This window comes from Paraburkholderia strydomiana (genome assembly GCF_031456815.1).
Taxonomy (GTDB): domain Bacteria; phylum Pseudomonadota; class Gammaproteobacteria; order Burkholderiales; family Burkholderiaceae; genus Paraburkholderia; species Paraburkholderia caledonica.
Genome location: NZ_JAVDVL010000002.1, coordinates 46091 through 63035, shown reverse-complemented (window position 1 = coordinate 63035; position 16945 = coordinate 46091). Strand labels below are relative to the sequence as shown.

Genomic DNA, 16945 nt, shown 5'->3' with positions numbered 1-16945 from the left:
CGTCCTATTCGTTGCGAGGCGCGGCGCCTTCTTTCGGCGGCAGATAGTCGTAGAACTCGCGCTTGGGCAGCTTGCCCGACACCAGGTCGTCGAAAATCTGCCGCGAGCGGCCGCGCAGATAAGGCGCCATCAACGACACGATCTGTACGCTCACCTGGTGGAGTTCCGCGCGAATCGCTTCCTGCTCGTTGTATTTGCGCGGGTTCATCACGAACTGATACGACAGCCAATACGTTGCGATCACGCCGATGTTGGTCGCGATCACTTGCAGTTCGTCCGGCGTGGCGACCATCTCGCCGTCAGCCACGAGTTGACCGCAGAACTGGCTGGCAAAACGCACCTTGTGACTGATGATCTGCTTGAAGTGCGTTTCGAGCGTGCGGTTGCGCGCGAGCAGATCGTTCAGATCGCGATACAGGAAACGGTAGCGCCATGTGAAATCGACCATGTATTGCAGATACGACCACATTTCGTCGATGGTCGCACGGTGGTCGTCGGGAAAACGCAGACGCTTTTCGATCTCCTGCTCGAACTGGCTGAAGATGCTGTTGATGATGTCGTCTTTGTTGCGGAAGTGGTAGTACAGGTTGCCTGGACTGATCTCCATTTCCTCGGCGATAGTCGTCGTCGTGACGTTCGGCTCGCCGATTTCGTTGAACAGTTTCAACGACAGTTCGAGTATCCGTTCGCGCGTGCGGCGGGGAGGTTTGGCTTCCATGTCGTCCGGCCTTGGTTACGCCGGGTCGGACGCGCGGCGGTGTGCCGCTGCTGCGTATTCCACCCGGACGCGGTTGCTATTTTGAGACTGCCGGACGATTATAAACCGAGCGTTCTAATATCAAACGGATACCGAGGGTTTTCATTTTTGCGGCGGACGCAGGTCGTCTGCAAGCTGCGTTTTTTATCGCTTCGCTCGCGCCGCCTGGCGCCGTTGGGTTGTCGTTGCGGTGGCGTCAAAACCACGCCTTCACCCAGTGCACGGCGAGCGGACCCACGATCAGCACCCACGTCATCAGGCACATGCCGAGCGCAACCATCACCGCCGCGCTGCCCAGGTCTTTCGCGCGGCGCGACAGTTCGTGCCGTTCCAGCGAAATACGGTCAATCGCCGCTTCCACGCTCGAATTCAGCAACTCGACGATCAGCACCAGCAGCACTGAGCCAAGCAGCAACACGCGCGATACCGGTTCGACCGGGACCAGCACGCCGCACGGAAGCAGAATCGCAGCAAGTGTCAGCTCCTGGCGAAACGCGCTCTCCTCGCGGATAGCGACACGAAAGCCCGCGAGCGAGTTTTTCATCGCGTGCCAGGCGCGGGTCAGGCCGCGGTTGCCTTTGTATGGATTGAAGGGCAGAGGCGCGAGCGGGTCGTCGGGACCGAGCGGTTCGTGCTGGGTGTCGCTGTTCGCGGATGTGCTGCGGTGGGCACGCTCCGCGCTTTGGCTGTTCCGGCGATGCCCGTCGATTCGATCCGGCACGGTGGATTCGCTGACGTCGTCGAACGGCTCGACGCCCGCGGTGTCGTGCTCGTTGGGGGCGTGAACGGCGCGCAGCGCGCCGTTCACGGACGCGCGGCTTGCGGGAGAGTATCTGCTTCGCATGGGCAGCCAGGCGCGCCGCGTCACGCGGCCGCGCTCTCCTCGCGATACGACGCGCGCGGCAACGGCTTCAGATGCGCAGCGAACTGCTCGGAGGCCGCCGCCCACGAAAAGCGCTCGGCCCACGCGCGTGCGTGCGCGCGGTCGATCTTGAGCGCTTCCAGACACGCGTCGCGCAGGTCTTCGTTCATCGCGCCGGCGCCGCCGTTGCCGAGGACGTCGATCGGGCCGGTAACCGGATAGGCGGCGACCGGCGTGCCGCAGGCGAGCGCCTCGAGCAGCACGAGTCCGAACGTGTCCGTGCGGCTCGGAAAGACGAACACGTCTGCTGCAGCATAGACCCGGGCGAGTTCAGCCTGTGTCAGCACGCCCAGATAGTTGGCGGTCGGATAGCGCGATTTCAGCTCGGCCAGCGCGGGCCCTTCGCCTGCAACCCATTTCGAGCCGGGCAGATCGAGCTTCAGGAATGCCTCGACGTTTTTCTCGACGGCCACGCGGCCCACGTACAGAAAGATCGGCCGGGCGGTATTGAGTACCTTCGAATCCATCGGGTGAAAAATCTCGAGATCGACGCCGCGCGTCCACAACACGACATTCGTAAAGCCGTATTTTTCGAGGTCGCTTTTGACGACCGGCGTCGGCGCCATCACGGCAAGCGACGGCTTATGAAACCAGTGCAAGAACTTGTAAGTCGCGGCGAGCGGAATGCCGAAACGCGCCTGCACATATTCGGGAAAGCGCGTGTGATAGGCGGTCGTGAACGGTAGCTTGTGCTGGATCGCGTAAGCGCGCGCGGCCATGCCGAGCGGGCCTTCTGTCGCGATGTGCAGCGCGTCGGGCGCAAATTCGTCGATACGCTGGCGCAGCTTGCGGCGCGGCAGCAGCGACAGGCGAATCTCGGGATACGTCGGGCAGGGAATCGTCCGGAATTCGAGCGGCGTCAGCAAGTCGACGTTGTGGCCGAGCTCGGTCAGCTCGCGCGTGGTGTTCTTCAGCGTGCGCACGACGCCGTTGACCTGCGGTTCCCATGCGTCGGTGACGATCATGATCTTCATCGATTGGTTTTCCTCGATTCGAGCCAGCAGAGGTTGAGAGGGATTACGCCGTCGCCCGGGCCTTTTGCACGCCCGCTTCCGGGGCTCGCATCACGGTCCAGTAGATCACCTTGAGTTCGCCTTCGTACGTCTCGACGAGCGCCGACAGGCTTTCGACCCAGTCGCCGTCATTGCAGTACAGCACGCCGTCGATGTCGCGTATCTCGGCCTTGTGGATGTGCCCGCAGACCACGCCGTCGCAGCCGCGGCGGCGGGCTTCGTCGGTCATCACGCGTTCGAACGACGAGATGAAGTTCACCGCGTTCTTGACCTGATGCTTCAGGTATTGCGAAAGCGACCAGTACGGAAAGCCGAGCCGGCTGCGGATCCGGTTGAACCAGCGGTTCAGGATCAGGATCATCGTGTAGAGCGTGTCGCCGAGGTAGGCGAGCCACTTCGCGTGCTGGATCACGCCGTCGAACAGATCGCCGTGCACGATCCACAGGCGCTTGCCGGCGAGCGTCGTGTGGAAGGCTTCGCCGCGCACATGGATGTCGCCGAACGCGAGGTCGCAGAACTGGCGCGCCGCTTCGTCGTGATTGCCGGGCACATAGACCACCTGCGTGCCTTTACGCGCCTTGCGCAGCACTTTCTGCACGACGTCGTTGTGGGCCTGCGGCCAGTACCAGCCTTTTTTCAACTGCCAGCCGTCGATGATGTCGCCGACGAGATACAGATACTCCGACTCGTTGTAGCGCAGGAAATCGAGCAGATAAGGCGCCTGGCAGCCGCTCGATCCGAGGTGGATGTCCGACAGCCAGATCGTGCGGTAACGCTGTGGCTCTGCGTGCTCGTCGTCGTGCTGGGGCGCGTGTGTGTCGAGCGGCAGCGGTGCGACGGGAAGCGGCAAGCCGTGGCTATGGGTGGATTCAGGGCGGAACGCGACGGAGTCGACGCTCGGGCCAGTCTGGCGGAACAGGGAAGTCGCGGACGTTTTGGAGTCCATGGCTCACGCGTCGAGTTGCGGTGCCTGTATTGGGCCTACGGCGCGTGACTGTGCCGTGACAGTCATGAGAAGTTCTTATTACTGCGGCGGGCGGGGAGGGGCAAAGAAAGGCGAGAAGGACGAGCGAGGACTGCGGGAGAACGTGGGGAGTTGGGTCGAGCCGCTCAGCGCGCGACGTCGACGACGCGCGTTCCAGCAAGACGGTCATGCAGAAACTGACGGCTGGCGCCGAAGCGGCCGGTGGCCGCCCACAACACGAACCAGATAGCGGCGATCACGAGGGTTTGGGGCAAGCGCAGGCCGAGCAGCGGATGCAATGCGAGCGGCGGCAGAAACCACAGCCAGGCGAGCACGTAGCGTGCAATCGCCCGCCACGCGGAGAGCGGCGCGCCGCTGGCCGCGACCACGCGCAGACGCCAGGTTTTCATCGGCAGGGTCTGGCCGCTGTGGGTCCAGAACCACACGAAATACAGACCGACGACGAGGCCGATCCACGCCGCCAGCAGATTGTGGTGCGTGAGTCCGTTGCGCTGCTGCGTGAGCGTGCTGAACAGATAACCGGCGACGAAAACGACGCCGAACAGCAGCAGCGCTTCGTAAAGCAGCGCGGCGAGACGGCGACGCACGGTCGGCGGGGTGTCCGTTGAACCGGGCGGCTTGGCCAGAGACGGACTCGCGTTGGAGTTCGAACTGGATCTGGAAGTCACGCGCGGTTCTGACACGGGCAGGAGCGGCTCACGAACCGTTGAAAATCGACGGCGCTTCCGCCGGGGAGACCGGCAGCGGCGTGGCCGGCACGAAGCTGCCGGCGGCCGGGATACCCGGCAGCGAAGCCGGGCTCGGTAATGACACGGCGGCCGCCGCGCTCGCCGAAGACGTGCCGCTCGCGGCACGCTCGCGCGCATTGACAAGCCGGTCGAGCCCCTTGATCTCGCTGCGGCCCGACGGCGGCGCGCTGACCACGCTCGGACGCCGCTTGTGCTCGCTCGCGGCAAGCCGCTGCTTCAGTTCTTCCGGCAATTCCTGATAGGCCTTCCACGCGTTCTGGCGCGCTTCACGGGGCAATTGCTTCGAAACCTGGTAGTTTTCACGTGCGACGCGGCGCTGATCGGGCGTCATGCGCACCCATTCGGTCATCCGTTCATGCAGGCGTTTTTGTGCATCGGGTGACAACTTTGGGTAACGCGATGCGATCTTCAGCCATTTTCGTTTGCGTTCGTCGCTGAACGAATCCCACTGCGCCTCGAATGGCGCCAGCGCCACATGCTCCGCGGCGCTCAGCCGCGACCACGCCAGTGGACTTTTGCTGCCGGGCAGGCTAGGCAATTCGACGCCGAGTGCGGGCGCGGGCGGGCGCGCCGCGCCGTTACCGGTCGCGGCGGGCGCGCCGGCGGAGGAAGGGCTCGGGTAAAAGCGCGGATACGTCGCGGCAAACGACACAAGAGCCGCAATCGCACATCCGAAAACAACGGCAAGACCGCGCTTGTAGCTCACCCGAACACTCTCCCGCTCAGTGGGCGCGCGAAAGATACGCGTTGAAACCGTGGTCGAGATAGGCATTGAGCGGCAGGTCGTCGCTTAACATGGCGGCATCGATATCGGCGAGTTCAGCCGTGCGCTGCTGGTCTTCCCAGTAGGCAATGCCGACGAGGCTCACGACGAGCGCAGCGAGCGGCCACGCGAGAGCGAAGCGGCGCAGCGGCGAACGGCGGCGTTGTGGCAGTTCGCCATGCGACATACCGCCCGGCATACCCGCTCCGGCGAGAGCGGGCGCGAACACCGGCGCGCTCACGGTTTCGGGCTTCTTGCGGGCGAGCGCGGCGCGGCGCGCCGCGGCGAGTCGATCGACGGTGGCGGGCGGAATGCTGGCGGCGTTTTCGTCGAGCGCGCGGCGCACCTGGCGCGCGAACTCGAGTTCTTTTGTTTCTTGGGAGCTCATAGCGTGATTCCTTTGGCCTTGAGCGCTTGCGCCAGCGTGTGGGTGGCCCGCGAGCAGTGCGTCTTCACACTGCCTTCGGAGCAGCCCATTGCGGCGGCAGTCTCGGCGACATCCATATCTTCCCAATAACGCATGAGAAACGCCTCCCGTTGACGTGCCGGTAACTTTCGGATCTCGTCGTCGATCATCTGCAAGACCTGTTCGCGTTCGAGCTTCTGTTCGTTGCTCTCGGCGCCCGCCGAGCCCTGCTGGGCCTCGAACGTTTCCAGCGGATCGAATTCGTCGTCGTCGGCATTGCCTAGCGACGAGAAGAGACTGACCCACGTATTGCGTACTTTCGCACGACGGAAATGGTCGTGCATCGCATTCTGCAGAATACGCTGAAACAGCAGCGGAAGCTCGGCCGCCGGACGGTCGCCGTATTTTTCGGCGAGCTTGATCATCGCGTCCTGCACGATATCCAGCGAGGCGTCGTCGTCCCGCACGGCGTAGACCGTCTGCTTGAATGCGCGCCTTTCGACGCCCGCCAGAAAGTCGGCGAGTTCCTTGTCTGATGCCATCCGTTTGGGGGTCGGCGCAGCGAGCGTGCGCGTAATCGGTCGAAAAATGTCGTAAAACTCGCGGATGCTAACAAACTTTTGCGAAAGCAGGGGCGAAAGCTGGACCGGTCGACATCGTCATGACGTTGGTCGCCGGTCAGAAGAGCGCGCCGGGGACGGGGGTTCGGGCAATATTTGCTTGACCGCGCGGGCGTCTGCCGCTATCGTCGCTGGTTCGCAACATAAGTGACTTGTCTCATTGAGGTGTGGCCCAAGAAGCTCACCTGTCAACTGGACGCGCCGCTTGAACCCGAGCCACAAGCCCGGCAGAGAGCACCCGATCAATTTTTTGCCGAAAATTCGAAAGGTGAATTGAATGAATATGCCCAGCGCGGAATTCTCCACGTCGGATACCACTCCACAACACGAAGCTGACTCTATCGGCGCCACCGTGCTCATGAAGGCACTGGCCGACGAAGACGTCGAATTTGTTTGGGGCTATCCCGGCGGCTCGGTACTCTACATTTACGACGAGCTGTACAAGCAGGACAAGTTTCAGCACATCCTCGTGCGTCACGAGCAGGCCGCGGTTCACGCCGCCGACGCTTATTCGCGTTCCACCGGCAAGGTCGGTGTGTGCCTCGTGACCTCCGGCCCCGGCGTCACCAATGCGGTGACCGGTATCGCCACCGCCTACATGGATTCGATCCCGATGGTCGTGATCAGCGGCCAGGTGCCGACTGCCGCGATCGGTCAGGACGCGTTCCAGGAGTGCGATACGGTCGGCATCACGCGTCCCTGCGTGAAGCACAACTTTCTCGTGAAAGACGTGCGCGATCTCGCCGCGACCGTCAAGAAAGCGTTCTACATTGCCCGTACCGGCCGGCCCGGCCCGGTGCTGATCGACATTCCGAAAGACGTGTCGAAGGCGCCTTGCCAGTACGAGCCGATCAAGACGGTTTCGCTGCGCTCGTATAACCCCGTCACGAAGGGCCACTCCGGTCAGATCCGCAAGGCGGTTTCGCTGCTGCTGTCGGCGAAGCGCCCGTACATCTACACCGGCGGCGGCATCATCCTAGCCGATGCATCGCGCGAGCTGAACCAGTTCGCGGATCTGCTCGGCTACCCCATCACGAATACGCTGATGGGTCTGGGCGGCTACCGCGCGAGCGACAAAAAATTTCTCGGCATGCTCGGCATGCATGGCACGTACGAAGCCAACATGGCGATGCAGCACTGCGACGTGCTGATCGCAATCGGCGCGCGCTTCGACGACCGCGTGATCGGCGACCCGGCGCACTTCGCGTCGCGTCCGCGCAAGATCATTCATATCGACATCGATCCGTCTTCCATTTCCAAGCGCGTCAAGGTCGACATTCCGATCGTCGGTGACGTGAAGGAAGTGTTGAAGGAACTGATCGAACAGTTGCAAACGGCCGAGCATGGCCCGGACACCGCGGCGCTCGCCGACTGGTGGAAGGACATCGAAGCCTGGCGCGCGAAAGACTGCCTGAAGTTCGACCGCAAGAGCGACGTCATCAAGCCGCAGTACGTGGTGGAAAAGGCGTGGGAATTGACCGACGGCAATGCGTTCGTCTGTTCCGACGTCGGCCAGCATCAGATGTGGGCTGCGCAGTTCTATCGCTTCAACAAGCCGCGCCGCTGGATCAATTCGGGCGGCCTCGGCACGATGGGCTTCGGCCTGCCCGCGGCGATGGGCGTAAAGATGGCGCACCCGGACGACGACGTGCTGTGCATCACAGGCGAAGGCTCGATCCAGATGTGTATCCAGGAACTCTCGACCTGCAAGCAGTACGAGACGCCTGTGAAGATCATTTCGCTGAACAACCGCTATCTGGGCATGGTGCGCCAGTGGCAGCAGATCGAATACAGCAAGCGCTATTCGCATTCGTATATGGACGCCTTGCCGGATTTCGTGAAGCTCGCCGAAGCGTACGGCCACGTCGGCATGCGCATCGAGCGCACGGCCGACGTCGAGCCGGCGCTCAAGGAAGCGCTGCGCCTGAAAGACCGCACGGTGTTTCTCGACTTCCAGACCGATCCCACCGAAAACGTCTGGCCAATGGTACAGGCCGGCAAGGGCATCACCGAGATGCTCATGGGTTCGGAAGATCTATAACGACCGTTTCTGACGCCGGCTTCGTCGCGCACGCCTTCACGAAGGGCGAGCGCGGACGGAGCGGCGCGAAGCCGCTCGCGTACATCGACAAACATCTGGAAGAAGCGAAACATGAGACACATTATTTCCGTCCTGCTGGAAAACGAACCGGGCGCGTTGTCACGCGTGGTGGGTCTCTTCTCGGCACGCGGCTACAACATCGAAACCTTGACGGTGGCTCCGACCGAAGACCGTTCGCTGTCGCGCATGACCATCGTCTCCATTGGCTCGGACGACGTGATCGAACAGATCACGAAGCATCTGAACCGCCTGATCGAGGTGGTGAAAGTGGTCGACCTTACCGAGGGCGCCCACATCGAGCGCGAGCTGATGCTGATCAAGGTGAGGGCGGTCGGCAAGGAACGTGAGGAGATGAAGCGGATGTCGGATATTTTCCGCGGCCGCATCATCGACGTCACCGAAAAGACCTACACGATCGAACTGACGGGCGCAGCCGACAAGCTCGACGCCTTCATCGAAGGGCTCGACGCCACAGCGATTCTCGAAACGGTCCGCACGGGCAGTTCGGGCATTGGGCGCGGCGAGCGCATTCTGAAGGTGTGACCCGCACCGCTTCGATCCGGCCGGGTGGCGTTCATCACCATCCGGCCTTGCAACACAACATTCGCAGTATCTGAATCTCTCTGAATCATCCGAATTTAGCCAAGGAACCGACATGAAAGTTTTCTACGACAAGGACGCCGATCTCTCCCTCATCAAGGGCAAGCAGGTCACCATCATCGGCTATGGCTCGCAAGGCCATGCGCACGCGCTGAACCTGAAGGAAAGCGGCGTGAACATCACGGTCGGTCTGCGCAAGGGCGGCGCATCGTGGAGCAAGGCTGAGAACGCCGGCCTGCAGGTCAAGGAAGTGGCGGAAGCCGTGAAGGGCGCGGATGTCGTCATGATGCTGCTGCCGGACGAGCAGATCGCCGAAGTCTATGCCAAGGAAGTGCACGGCAACGCCAAGCAAGGCGCGGCACTCGCATTCGCGCACGGCTTCAACGTTCACTACGGTCAGGTGATCCCGCGTGCGGATCTGGACGTGATCATGATCGCGCCCAAGGCGCCCGGCCACACGGTTCGCGGCACCTACACGCAAGGCGGCGGCGTGCCCCACCTGATCGCTGTCGCGCAGGACAAGTCGGGCGCGGCACGTGACATCGCTCTGTCGTACGCGGCAGCGAACGGCGGCGGCCGTGCGGGCATCATCGAAACGAACTTCCGCGAAGAAACCGAAACCGACCTGTTCGGCGAACAGGCCGTGCTGTGCGGCGGTACCGTCGACCTCATCAAGGCCGGTTTCGAAACGCTGGTTGAAGCCGGCTATGCGCCGGAAATGGCGTACTTCGAATGCCTGCACGAACTGAAGCTGATCGTCGACCTGATCTACGAAGGCGGCATCGCGAACATGAACTACTCGATCTCGAACAACGCCGAATACGGCGAGTACGTGACGGGTCCGCGCATCGTGACGGCTGAAACGAAGAAGGCGATGAAGGCCGTGCTGACCGACATTCAGACGGGCGAGTACGCAAAGAGCTTCATCATCGAGAACAAGGCAGGCGCACCGACGCTGCAATCGCGCCGCCGTCTGACAGCCGAGCACCAGATCGAGCAGGTCGGCTCGAAGCTTCGCGCCATGATGCCGTGGATCGCGAAGAACAAGCTGGTCGACCAGTCGAAGAACTAAGAAGTCCGTTTTATCGCCTTATACCGGCGCGGCGCACCGCCGCATGCGCCGGTAATGCAAAAAGCCGCCCGAGGGTGCTGAACCCCGGGCGGCTTTTGCTATCCTACGGTTTTACAAAAATACTGAAGCCACCCATGAATTACCCACATCCGATTATCGCGCGAGAAGGCTGGCCGTTCATCGCCATCGCGGCCGTCGTTGCATTACTGGTTCACGCCTTCGCGGGATTCGGCTTTGCGTGGCTGTTCTGGCTGATCCTGATCTTTATCGTGCAGTTCTTCCGCGATCCGGCGCGCCCGATTCCGACTCAGGCGAATGCCGTGCTATGCCCGGCCGACGGCCGCATCGTCGCAGTGGAAACCGCGCATGATCCGTACGCCAATCGTGAAGCGCTGAAAATCAGCGTCTTCATGAACGTGTTCAATGTCCATTCGCAGCGCTCGCCTGTCGACGGTGCGATCTCGAAGGTCGAATATTTCCCTGGCGCTTATCTGAATGCCGCAGTGGAGAAGGCTTCGCTCGAAAACGAACGCAATGCAATCGTGATCGAAATGGCCGGCGGGCAAACGGTTACGTCGGTGCAGATCGCCGGTCTGATCGCGCGGCGCATTCTTTGCTATGTACGTGCTGGCGAGCCGCTTTCGCGCGGCCAGCGCTATGGCTTTATCCGCTTCGGTTCGCGCGTCGATGTGTACCTGCCTGTGGGTAGCCGTCCGCGTGTGTCTATCGGCGAGAAGGTGTCGGCGTCGTCCACGATCCTCGCTGAACTGTAAAGCGGCACAAAGGAGATTGTCCGAATGGCCGCATTCAAACCGCGCCGACCGCGCACCAGTGGACCGTTACCGCGTCCGTTTCGCCGCAACAAGCCGCTCGTTACGGATTCGCCAGTGGTGGAGAGTCGCCGCGCGCAGCGTCAGCAATTCCTGAGAAAGCGCGGCATCTATCTGCTGCCGAACGCGTTCACCACGGCGGCGCTCTTCTGCGGCTTCTTTGCAGTCGTCCAGGCAATGAACGTGCGTTTCGAAGTCGCGGCAATCGCGATTTTCGTGGCCATGGTGCTCGACGGCATGGACGGCCGCGTCGCCCGTATGACGCATACACAAAGTGCATTCGGCGAGCAGTTCGACAGTCTGTCCGACATGGTGTCGTTCGGCGTTGCGCCGGCTCTCGTCATGTATGAGTGGATCCTCAAAGACCTGGGCCGGTGGGGCTGGCTTGCGGCATTCGTCTACTGTTCGGGCGCGGCGTTGCGGCTTGCGCGCTTCAATACCAACATCGGCGTGGTCGACAAGCGTTTCTTCCAGGGCATGCCGAGCCCGGCGGCCGCAGCGCTCATCGCGGGCTTCGTGTGGCTTGCCACCGACAACCGCGTGCCGCTCAAGCTCGTCTGGCTGCCGTGGGTCGCTTTTGTGCTGACCATCTACGCGGGCGTGACGATGGTGTCCAACGCCCCGTTCTATAGCGGCAAGGCGCTCGACGTGCGGCATCGCGTGCCGTTCGGCGTGATTCTGCTGGTGGTGGTGGCATTCGTGCTGGTGTCGTCGGATCCGCCTCTGATGCTGTTCGGCCTGTTCGTGTTGTACGGTCTGTCCGGCTATGTGTTCTGGGGCTACCAGGCGATCCGCGGCAGAGCAAATCCTGCTCGTTCGGTCGCGCACGACAGGTAGTCCGGTGTGCATGCACGCTATGCACGTGCGGTCTGAGAGCTTGCGAAATATCGAAACGGCGACCTTTGGGTCGCCGTTTTCATTTCCGGACGCCGCTCTCAATCTCGCTCCAACGCGCGCTGCACGGAGGTTTGACGTCAATTGCACGGCGAAGGGAATGCCGCTATAGTCGTTGGATGACTGCGTCCGCGTTGGCTTTCCAGTCGCAGTAAATGCGGCAGGGACGGGGCGGCGCTACGAGCCACGATCGAGCCGCCACGAATCATCAAGAGCCACCAAGAGCCACGATCGAGCCGCGCCGCGAACCTCGGCAAGCCGGCGCATCGATTGCGCTGACCGTCGCACTGACCCGGCTGGTGCCCGTTGCGCTTCATCCATGGTCGAGCGTTGCTTGCGGCGCTCACGGCGGCGGCATCCACATTCCACTATCCGATTCCCACAATTGAACGACTCCGCAGGAGACTCGACATGTCCGACAAACTGATCATTTTCGACACTACGCTGCGTGACGGCGAACAATCGCCTGGCGCGTCGATGACGAAAGAAGAAAAAATCCGTATCGCGAAGCAACTCGAACGGATGAAAGTCGACGTGATTGAAGCAGGCTTCGCGGCAAGTTCCAATGGCGATTTCGACTCGATCCAGACAATCGCGGGTCTGATTAAAGAGAGCACGGTGTGCTCGCTCGCCCGGGCGAACGACAAAGATATCCAGCGTGCCGCCGACGCGCTCAAGCCCGCTGAGCGTTTCCGCATTCACACGTTTATCGCCACGTCGCCGCTGCACATGGAAAAGAAGCTGCGCATGACGCCGGACCAGGTGTTCGAGCAGGCGAAGCTGGCTGTTCGTTTCGCCCGCAAATTCACCGACGACGTCGAGTTCTCGCCGGAAGACGGCAGCCGCTCGGACATGGACTTCCTGTGCCGCGTGCTGGAGGCGGTGATCGCAGAAGGCGCGACCACCATCAACATCGCGGACACCGTTGGTTACGGCGTGCCCGAACTCTACGGCAACCTCGTGAAGACGCTGCGCGAGCGCATTCCGAACTCGCACAAGGCGGTGTTCTCCGTGCATTGCCATAACGATCTCGGGATGGCCGTGGCGAATTCGCTGGCCGGCGTGCAGATTGGCGGCGCACGCCAGGTCGAGTGCACGATCAACGGTCTCGGCGAGCGTGCGGGCAATACGTCGCTCGAAGAAATCGTGATGGCCGTGAAGACTCGCAAAGACTATTTCGGCCTCGAACTCGGTCTCGATACGACGCAAATCGTCCCGGCTTCGAAGCTCGTATCGCAAATCACCGGTTTTGTCGTACAGCCGAATAAGGCGGTGGTGGGCGCGAACGCATTCGCGCACGCGTCGGGCATTCACCAGGATGGCGTGCTGAAGGCGCGCGACACTTACGAGATCATGCGCGCGGAAGACGTGGGCTGGAGCGCGAACAAGATCGTGCTCGGCAAGTTGTCGGGGCGCAATGCGTTCAAGCAGCGTCTGCAGGAACTGGGCATCGCGCTCGACAGCGAGGCCGAACTGAACACGGCGTTTGCCCGCTTCAAGGAACTAGCCGATCGCAAGGCGGAGATTTTCGACGAGGACATCATTGCGATCGTCACCGAAGAATCGGCTGAGGCGCAGCAAAAAGAGCACTACAAGTTCCTGTCGCTCTCGCAGCATTCCGAGACCGGCGAACAACCGCATGCAAAGATCGTATTCGCGATGGACGGCAAGGAAATCACCGGCGAGGCGCGCGGCAACGGTCCCGTGGATGCCACGCTCAACGCAATCGAAACTGAAGTCGGCAGCGGCTCGGAGTTGCTGCTTTACTCGGTGAACGCAATCACCACCGGCACTCAGGCGCAGGGCGAAGTGACCGTGCGGCTTTCGAAGAGCGGACGCATCGTCAACGGCGTGGGCACCGATCCGGATATCGTCGCGGCTTCCGCGAAGGCTTATATCTCTGCGCTCAACAAGCTCTATTCGAACGTCGACAAAGTGAATCCGCAGCGTTCCGAATAAGTTCGCGGCAGCGGCTCACGCGCTGCCGTCGCTAGAAAACGATGCCCCGCGCCTTAAGTGGCGCGGGGCATTTTTTATTGCGGCGTGCAGGTCTCGCTCGTTTGCCGCAGTCTCCCCACGTTACTCGGTCGCCGTACGTCGCATCGACCAGCCGCGCGCCGCGCGTGCCTGGCCTCGCGCCTGATGCCGCACTTCGACTGCAATGCCGCGGCGCGGCGCATCCTCGACAAAGGTATCGAGCAGTTCACGCACATCGTGGTCGACGAAATCGGCGCGTGTCGCATCGACTATCAGTGTCGCGCCGTCGGGAATCTGCTGCAGGTAGTGCTTGAGCGGCACCTTGCCGAGAAACGACACGTCTTTGCGAAACGACAGCAGGTAATGATCGCCATGTTGTGCAAGCACGATCGGACTGCGCAGATTCGCATACAGCGCAAGCATCACGCTGCACAGAATGCCGAGCACGATGCCGATCAGCAGATCGGTCGCGAGCACGCCGACGAGCGTGACGATGAACGGCGCGAACGGCGCAAACCCCTGCTTCGCGACCGCGACGAACAGCGACGGCTTGGCGAGCTTGAGTCCCGTGAAGATCAGAATCGCTGCAAGACAGGCGAGCGGAATCAGGTTGATGACGCTCGTCAACGCAAACACGCTGACTAGCAGCAGCACGCCGTGAATGATCGCCGACAGACGGCTTTGTGCGCCTGCATGCACGTTCGCAGAACTGCGCACGATCACCGCCGTAATCGGCAGGCCGCCTATCGCGCCCGCAATCAGATTGCCGACGCCTTGGGCCTTCAGTTCACGATCGGGCGGCGCGGGGCGGCGTTCGGGATCGATCTGCTCGACCGCTTCGAGGCTCAGCAAGGTTTCGAGACTTGCGACGATCGCCAGGGTGATCGCAACGCGCCACACGTCCGGGTTCGCGAGTTGCGCGAAATGCGGCCCGAAGTCGGCCCACTCGAGCGCGACGCTCAACGCCGCGAACGATTCCAGCGACGGTAACGCAACGCGATGTTCGGCGGGCGGCGCGAGCGACGGCGCGAGCACGTGCAGCAGCAGCGTAGCGCCGATACCCAGCAAGACCACCGCGAGCGGCGCTGGGACGATGCGCACCAGCGCGAAGCGGCGCATCGGGCGAGTTTCCCAGCCGATCAGGATCGCCAGAGACAGCAGCGTGATCACGCAGGCCACGAGCGACACCGAGCCGAACGGCGCGACTATCGTGCCGGCTTGCGCGGCGGCGGGCGCGTCGCTTGCCGCTTGTCCGGCGACCAGCCCGAGCGCAAGCGGAAACTGTTTGACGATCAGCAGGACGCCGATCGCGGCCAGCATGCCTTTGATGACCGGCGACGGCACATAGGCGGCGAAACGGCCCGCCTTGAGCATACCGAAGCCGAACTGGATCGCGCCGGACAGCAGCACGGCCGCGAGGAACGCCGAGAAGCTTCCAAGCTGCGCGATTCCGTCGACGACAATCACGACGAGACCCGCCGCCGGTCCGCTGACGCTCAGGCGCGAGCCGCTGAGAACCGCGACCACGAGGCCGCCGACGATGCCCGACACGAGTCCGGCAAACGGCTCGACGCCCGACGCATTGGCGATGCCAAGGCACAGCGGCAGAGCCACGAGGAAAACGACAGTGCCCGCAAGCACGTCGCGCTGAAATGTCGAAAAGAAAGCTCGAAGGTTCATGGTGTCGGTGCTGGAATGAGTAATGCCTGATCGCAGGCGAAGGCTGAACCGGATAGGCCCTGAACGATGCCGCGTATCAGGCGGCGCTATGAGCGGCGGTCTCGCAGGTCATTGCATCGTCGGCTTCGTAGCCGGACGCGAGCACCTTGATGCGCCCGTCTTCGAGCGCAAAGATCCAGCCGTGCACGAGCGGCGCAGTCTCGGCGTCGCGCACGATCGGATTCGCACGAAGCTGGCTGACCTGTTCGAGCACGTTGAGTTCGGCGAGGCGGTCGACGCGCTCGCGCTCGCTTGCGTGTGCGTCGAGTTCATCGCGATGAATTCTCGCGAGTGAACAGAGCGGCGCGATACGGCGATTTACGTGCGGCAGGCTCGGGTCGGGCGGCAACAACGAGGCACGCACGCCACCGCAACCATAATGGCCGCAGACGATCACATGGCCGACCTTGAGCACGCGCACCGCGTATTCGAGGACGCTCGCGGAGTTGTCGTCGTCGGGACGGAACAGGTTGGCGATATTGCGGTGTACGAACAGGTCGCCAGGCTCGCAGTGCGTGATGGTTTCGGCCGGCACACGGCTATCGGAGCAGCCGATCCACAGTACGTGCGGATTCTGTCCGCGTACCAGATCGCGGAAAAACTCGGGGTTGCGCTCGGCGGTTTCGTGCGCCCATGCGACGTTGGCGACGAGAAGGCGTTTGGGACGATTCATCGATAGCGGCTCCATAAAGGGCGCATCGTCCGATGCAGCAATCACGGCTGTGCCGTGTGGTCGCGCTCGTTGTTCCGCAGTCGGACCTGCATCGGATCAATGCTTACAAAAGCCTTTCTATCAAAAAATTAATAGCCTGTGTGTGAAATAAAATTCGTTGCTATGCGAAATAAATAAAAAAAACCGCTCCAAGGAGCGGTTTTGGGAGATGCGTGGGTAGGACGCGCAGCAGGGTTAGAACAAGTTGCGGCGGTCGGGATCATGCAGCGGGTCCGGCGTTTTCTGCGTGAGACGCAGCACACCCTGATCGTCGAAATAGAAGCTGAACATCATGTACCAGTAGTTGTCCTCGAGGTAACGATAGGTCCAGACTTCGCGCTTCATCAGCGGGAAGTAGGACGTCTCCACCGGGCGGCCAAAATTCACCAGCACGTCGCTTCTCGTCCACTTGCCGATTTCCGCGCGATAAAACTCGTTCGGCTGCAGTACCTGGCGGACGTTCAGGATCTTGCCGGAGGCGTCGACGTCCGCGGCGGTGGTCGTTTCGCCCATTGGCTGGGTTGGCCACATCAGCCGCTTGCCGCCGTTTGGCAAATCGTAGCTTTCGCGCGGCGGGCCGAGGCGCGCGACGATGGTCGATTCGTCCGCGCCCGCCTGGTATTGCTGCCAGGGCTGCGCGCAGCCAGCAAGGGCGAGCGCGCTCAGGCACACAAGCGCCGCGCGGCGCACGCGCCCGGCATGCGGCGCCACGATCAGGGCCGCCTGACGGCGATGGCGGTTCAACATGATTCCTCCGATGGCTTTCAATTAGCGTTCTTATCATCAAGACGGATTATTTTGACACGCGCCGCCGCAAAAGAATTG

17 protein-coding genes are annotated in these 16945 nt (G+C 62.1%); 6 read left to right on the top strand and 11 right to left on the bottom strand.

Annotated elements, in window-relative coordinates:
- Positions 1 to 4 precede the first annotated feature (4 nt).
- The 8 genes from J2W46_RS05860 to J2W46_RS05825 form a co-directional block, all read right to left on the bottom strand.
- The gene (locus J2W46_RS05860) at positions 5 to 718 is read right to left on the bottom strand and encodes a TetR/AcrR family transcriptional regulator (protein WP_310352152.1); all 714 of its coding nucleotides are present in this window, start codon (positions 716 to 718) and stop codon (positions 5 to 7) included.
- Positions 719 to 953: 235 nt separating this feature from the next.
- Positions 954 to 1601, bottom strand: coding sequence for a diacylglycerol kinase (locus J2W46_RS05855; protein ID WP_310352150.1), 648 nt, complete (start codon positions 1599 to 1601; stop codon positions 954 to 956).
- A 20-nt stretch (positions 1602 to 1621) separates the two neighbouring features.
- A complete protein-coding gene (locus J2W46_RS05850; RefSeq protein ID WP_310352148.1) occupies positions 1622 to 2653 on the bottom strand; it encodes a glycosyltransferase family 4 protein in 1032 nt (343 codons plus the stop codon).
- Between the two features lie 43 nt (positions 2654 to 2696).
- Positions 2697 to 3638 (bottom strand): UDP-2,3-diacylglucosamine diphosphatase, encoded by a 942-nt coding sequence (locus tag J2W46_RS05845; RefSeq protein ID WP_020069564.1) that lies wholly within the window; start codon positions 3636 to 3638, stop codon positions 2697 to 2699.
- 164 nt (positions 3639 to 3802) lie between these two features.
- Positions 3803 to 4303 (bottom strand): RDD family protein, encoded by a 501-nt coding sequence (locus J2W46_RS05840; RefSeq protein WP_088173645.1) that lies wholly within the window; start codon positions 4301 to 4303, stop codon positions 3803 to 3805.
- 70 nt (positions 4304 to 4373) lie between these two features.
- Complete coding sequence (locus tag J2W46_RS05835) at positions 4374 to 5132, bottom strand: DUF3106 domain-containing protein (RefSeq protein WP_310352144.1); 759 nt, start codon at positions 5130 to 5132, stop codon at positions 4374 to 4376.
- 16 nt (positions 5133 to 5148) lie between these two features.
- On the bottom strand, positions 5149 to 5577 hold the full coding sequence (locus tag J2W46_RS05830) for a DUF3619 family protein (RefSeq protein ID WP_020069567.1): 429 nt from the start codon (positions 5575 to 5577) through the stop codon (positions 5149 to 5151).
- Complete coding sequence (locus tag J2W46_RS05825; RefSeq protein WP_020069568.1) at positions 5574 to 6137, bottom strand: RNA polymerase sigma factor; 564 nt, start codon at positions 6135 to 6137, stop codon at positions 5574 to 5576. Before J2W46_RS05825 ends, J2W46_RS05830 begins: the two co-directional genes overlap by 4 nt.
- Before the next feature lie 355 nt (positions 6138 to 6492).
- On the opposite strand from J2W46_RS05825, the gene J2W46_RS05820 reads away from it, so the two are divergent.
- The 6 genes from J2W46_RS05820 to J2W46_RS05795 all read left to right on the top strand — a co-directional run bounded on the left by J2W46_RS05820 (position 6493) and on the right by J2W46_RS05795 (position 13671).
- Positions 6493 to 8256: an acetolactate synthase 3 catalytic subunit gene (locus tag J2W46_RS05820; RefSeq protein WP_020069569.1), complete on the top strand. Its 1764-nt coding sequence runs from the start codon at positions 6493 to 6495 to the stop codon at positions 8254 to 8256.
- 111 nt (positions 8257 to 8367) lie between these two features.
- Positions 8368 to 8859 (top strand): acetolactate synthase small subunit, encoded by a 492-nt coding sequence (gene ilvN, locus J2W46_RS05815; protein ID WP_020069570.1) that lies wholly within the window; start codon positions 8368 to 8370, stop codon positions 8857 to 8859.
- A gap of 112 nt (positions 8860 to 8971) precedes the next feature.
- On the top strand, positions 8972 to 9988 hold the full coding sequence (gene ilvC, locus J2W46_RS05810; RefSeq protein WP_020069571.1) for a ketol-acid reductoisomerase: 1017 nt from the start codon (positions 8972 to 8974) through the stop codon (positions 9986 to 9988).
- Between the two features lie 134 nt (positions 9989 to 10122).
- Complete coding sequence (locus J2W46_RS05805; RefSeq protein ID WP_020069572.1) at positions 10123 to 10761, top strand: phosphatidylserine decarboxylase; 639 nt, start codon at positions 10123 to 10125, stop codon at positions 10759 to 10761.
- A 24-nt stretch (positions 10762 to 10785) separates the two neighbouring features.
- A complete protein-coding gene (gene pssA / locus J2W46_RS05800; protein ID WP_204522156.1) occupies positions 10786 to 11655 on the top strand; it encodes a CDP-diacylglycerol--serine O-phosphatidyltransferase in 870 nt (289 codons plus the stop codon).
- A 468-nt stretch (positions 11656 to 12123) separates the two neighbouring features.
- Complete coding sequence (locus J2W46_RS05795) at positions 12124 to 13671, top strand: 2-isopropylmalate synthase (protein ID WP_087754085.1); 1548 nt, start codon at positions 12124 to 12126, stop codon at positions 13669 to 13671.
- 120 nt (positions 13672 to 13791) lie between these two features.
- On the opposite strand, the gene J2W46_RS05790 is transcribed toward J2W46_RS05795, so the two are convergent.
- The 3 genes from J2W46_RS05790 to J2W46_RS05780 all read right to left on the bottom strand — a co-directional run bounded on the left by J2W46_RS05790 (position 13792) and on the right by J2W46_RS05780 (position 16867).
- Positions 13792 to 15369: a SulP family inorganic anion transporter gene (locus J2W46_RS05790; protein ID WP_087754084.1), complete on the bottom strand. Its 1578-nt coding sequence runs from the start codon at positions 15367 to 15369 to the stop codon at positions 13792 to 13794.
- 76 nt (positions 15370 to 15445) lie between these two features.
- On the bottom strand, positions 15446 to 16081 hold the full coding sequence (locus J2W46_RS05785; protein ID WP_131320516.1) for a carbonic anhydrase: 636 nt from the start codon (positions 16079 to 16081) through the stop codon (positions 15446 to 15448).
- Between the two features lie 234 nt (positions 16082 to 16315).
- Complete coding sequence (locus tag J2W46_RS05780) at positions 16316 to 16867, bottom strand: hypothetical protein (protein ID WP_088173585.1); 552 nt, start codon at positions 16865 to 16867, stop codon at positions 16316 to 16318.
- Between the last annotated feature and the right edge of the window lie 78 nt (positions 16868 to 16945).

Coding starts and splice junctions, on each gene's coding strand:
- J2W46_RS05860 (WP_310352152.1), bottom strand. CDS start 718: ATGGAAGCCAAACCTCCCCGCCGCACGCGCGAACGGATACTCGAACTG.
- J2W46_RS05855 (WP_310352150.1), bottom strand. CDS start 1,601: ATGCGAAGCAGATACTCTCCCGCAAGCCGCGCGTCCGTGAACGGCGCG.
- J2W46_RS05850 (WP_310352148.1), bottom strand. CDS start 2,653: ATGAAGATCATGATCGTCACCGACGCATGGGAACCGCAGGTCAACGGC.
- J2W46_RS05845 (WP_020069564.1), bottom strand. CDS start 3,638: ATGGACTCCAAAACGTCCGCGACTTCCCTGTTCCGCCAGACTGGCCCG.
- J2W46_RS05830 (WP_020069567.1), bottom strand. CDS start 5,577: ATGAGCTCCCAAGAAACAAAAGAACTCGAGTTCGCGCGCCAGGTGCGC.
- J2W46_RS05825 (WP_020069568.1), bottom strand. CDS start 6,137: ATGGCATCAGACAAGGAACTCGCCGACTTTCTGGCGGGCGTCGAAAGG.
- J2W46_RS05820 (WP_020069569.1), top strand. CDS start 6,493: ATGAATATGCCCAGCGCGGAATTCTCCACGTCGGATACCACTCCACAA.
- ilvN (WP_020069570.1), top strand. CDS start 8,368: ATGAGACACATTATTTCCGTCCTGCTGGAAAACGAACCGGGCGCGTTG.
- ilvC (WP_020069571.1), top strand. CDS start 8,972: ATGAAAGTTTTCTACGACAAGGACGCCGATCTCTCCCTCATCAAGGGC.
- J2W46_RS05805 (WP_020069572.1), top strand. CDS start 10,123: ATGAATTACCCACATCCGATTATCGCGCGAGAAGGCTGGCCGTTCATC.
- pssA (WP_204522156.1), top strand. CDS start 10,786: ATGGCCGCATTCAAACCGCGCCGACCGCGCACCAGTGGACCGTTACCG.
- J2W46_RS05795 (WP_087754085.1), top strand. CDS start 12,124: ATGTCCGACAAACTGATCATTTTCGACACTACGCTGCGTGACGGCGAA.
- J2W46_RS05790 (WP_087754084.1), bottom strand. CDS start 15,369: ATGAACCTTCGAGCTTTCTTTTCGACATTTCAGCGCGACGTGCTTGCG.
- J2W46_RS05785 (WP_131320516.1), bottom strand. CDS start 16,081: ATGAATCGTCCCAAACGCCTTCTCGTCGCCAACGTCGCATGGGCGCAC.
- J2W46_RS05780 (WP_088173585.1), bottom strand. CDS start 16,867: ATGTTGAACCGCCATCGCCGTCAGGCGGCCCTGATCGTGGCGCCGCAT.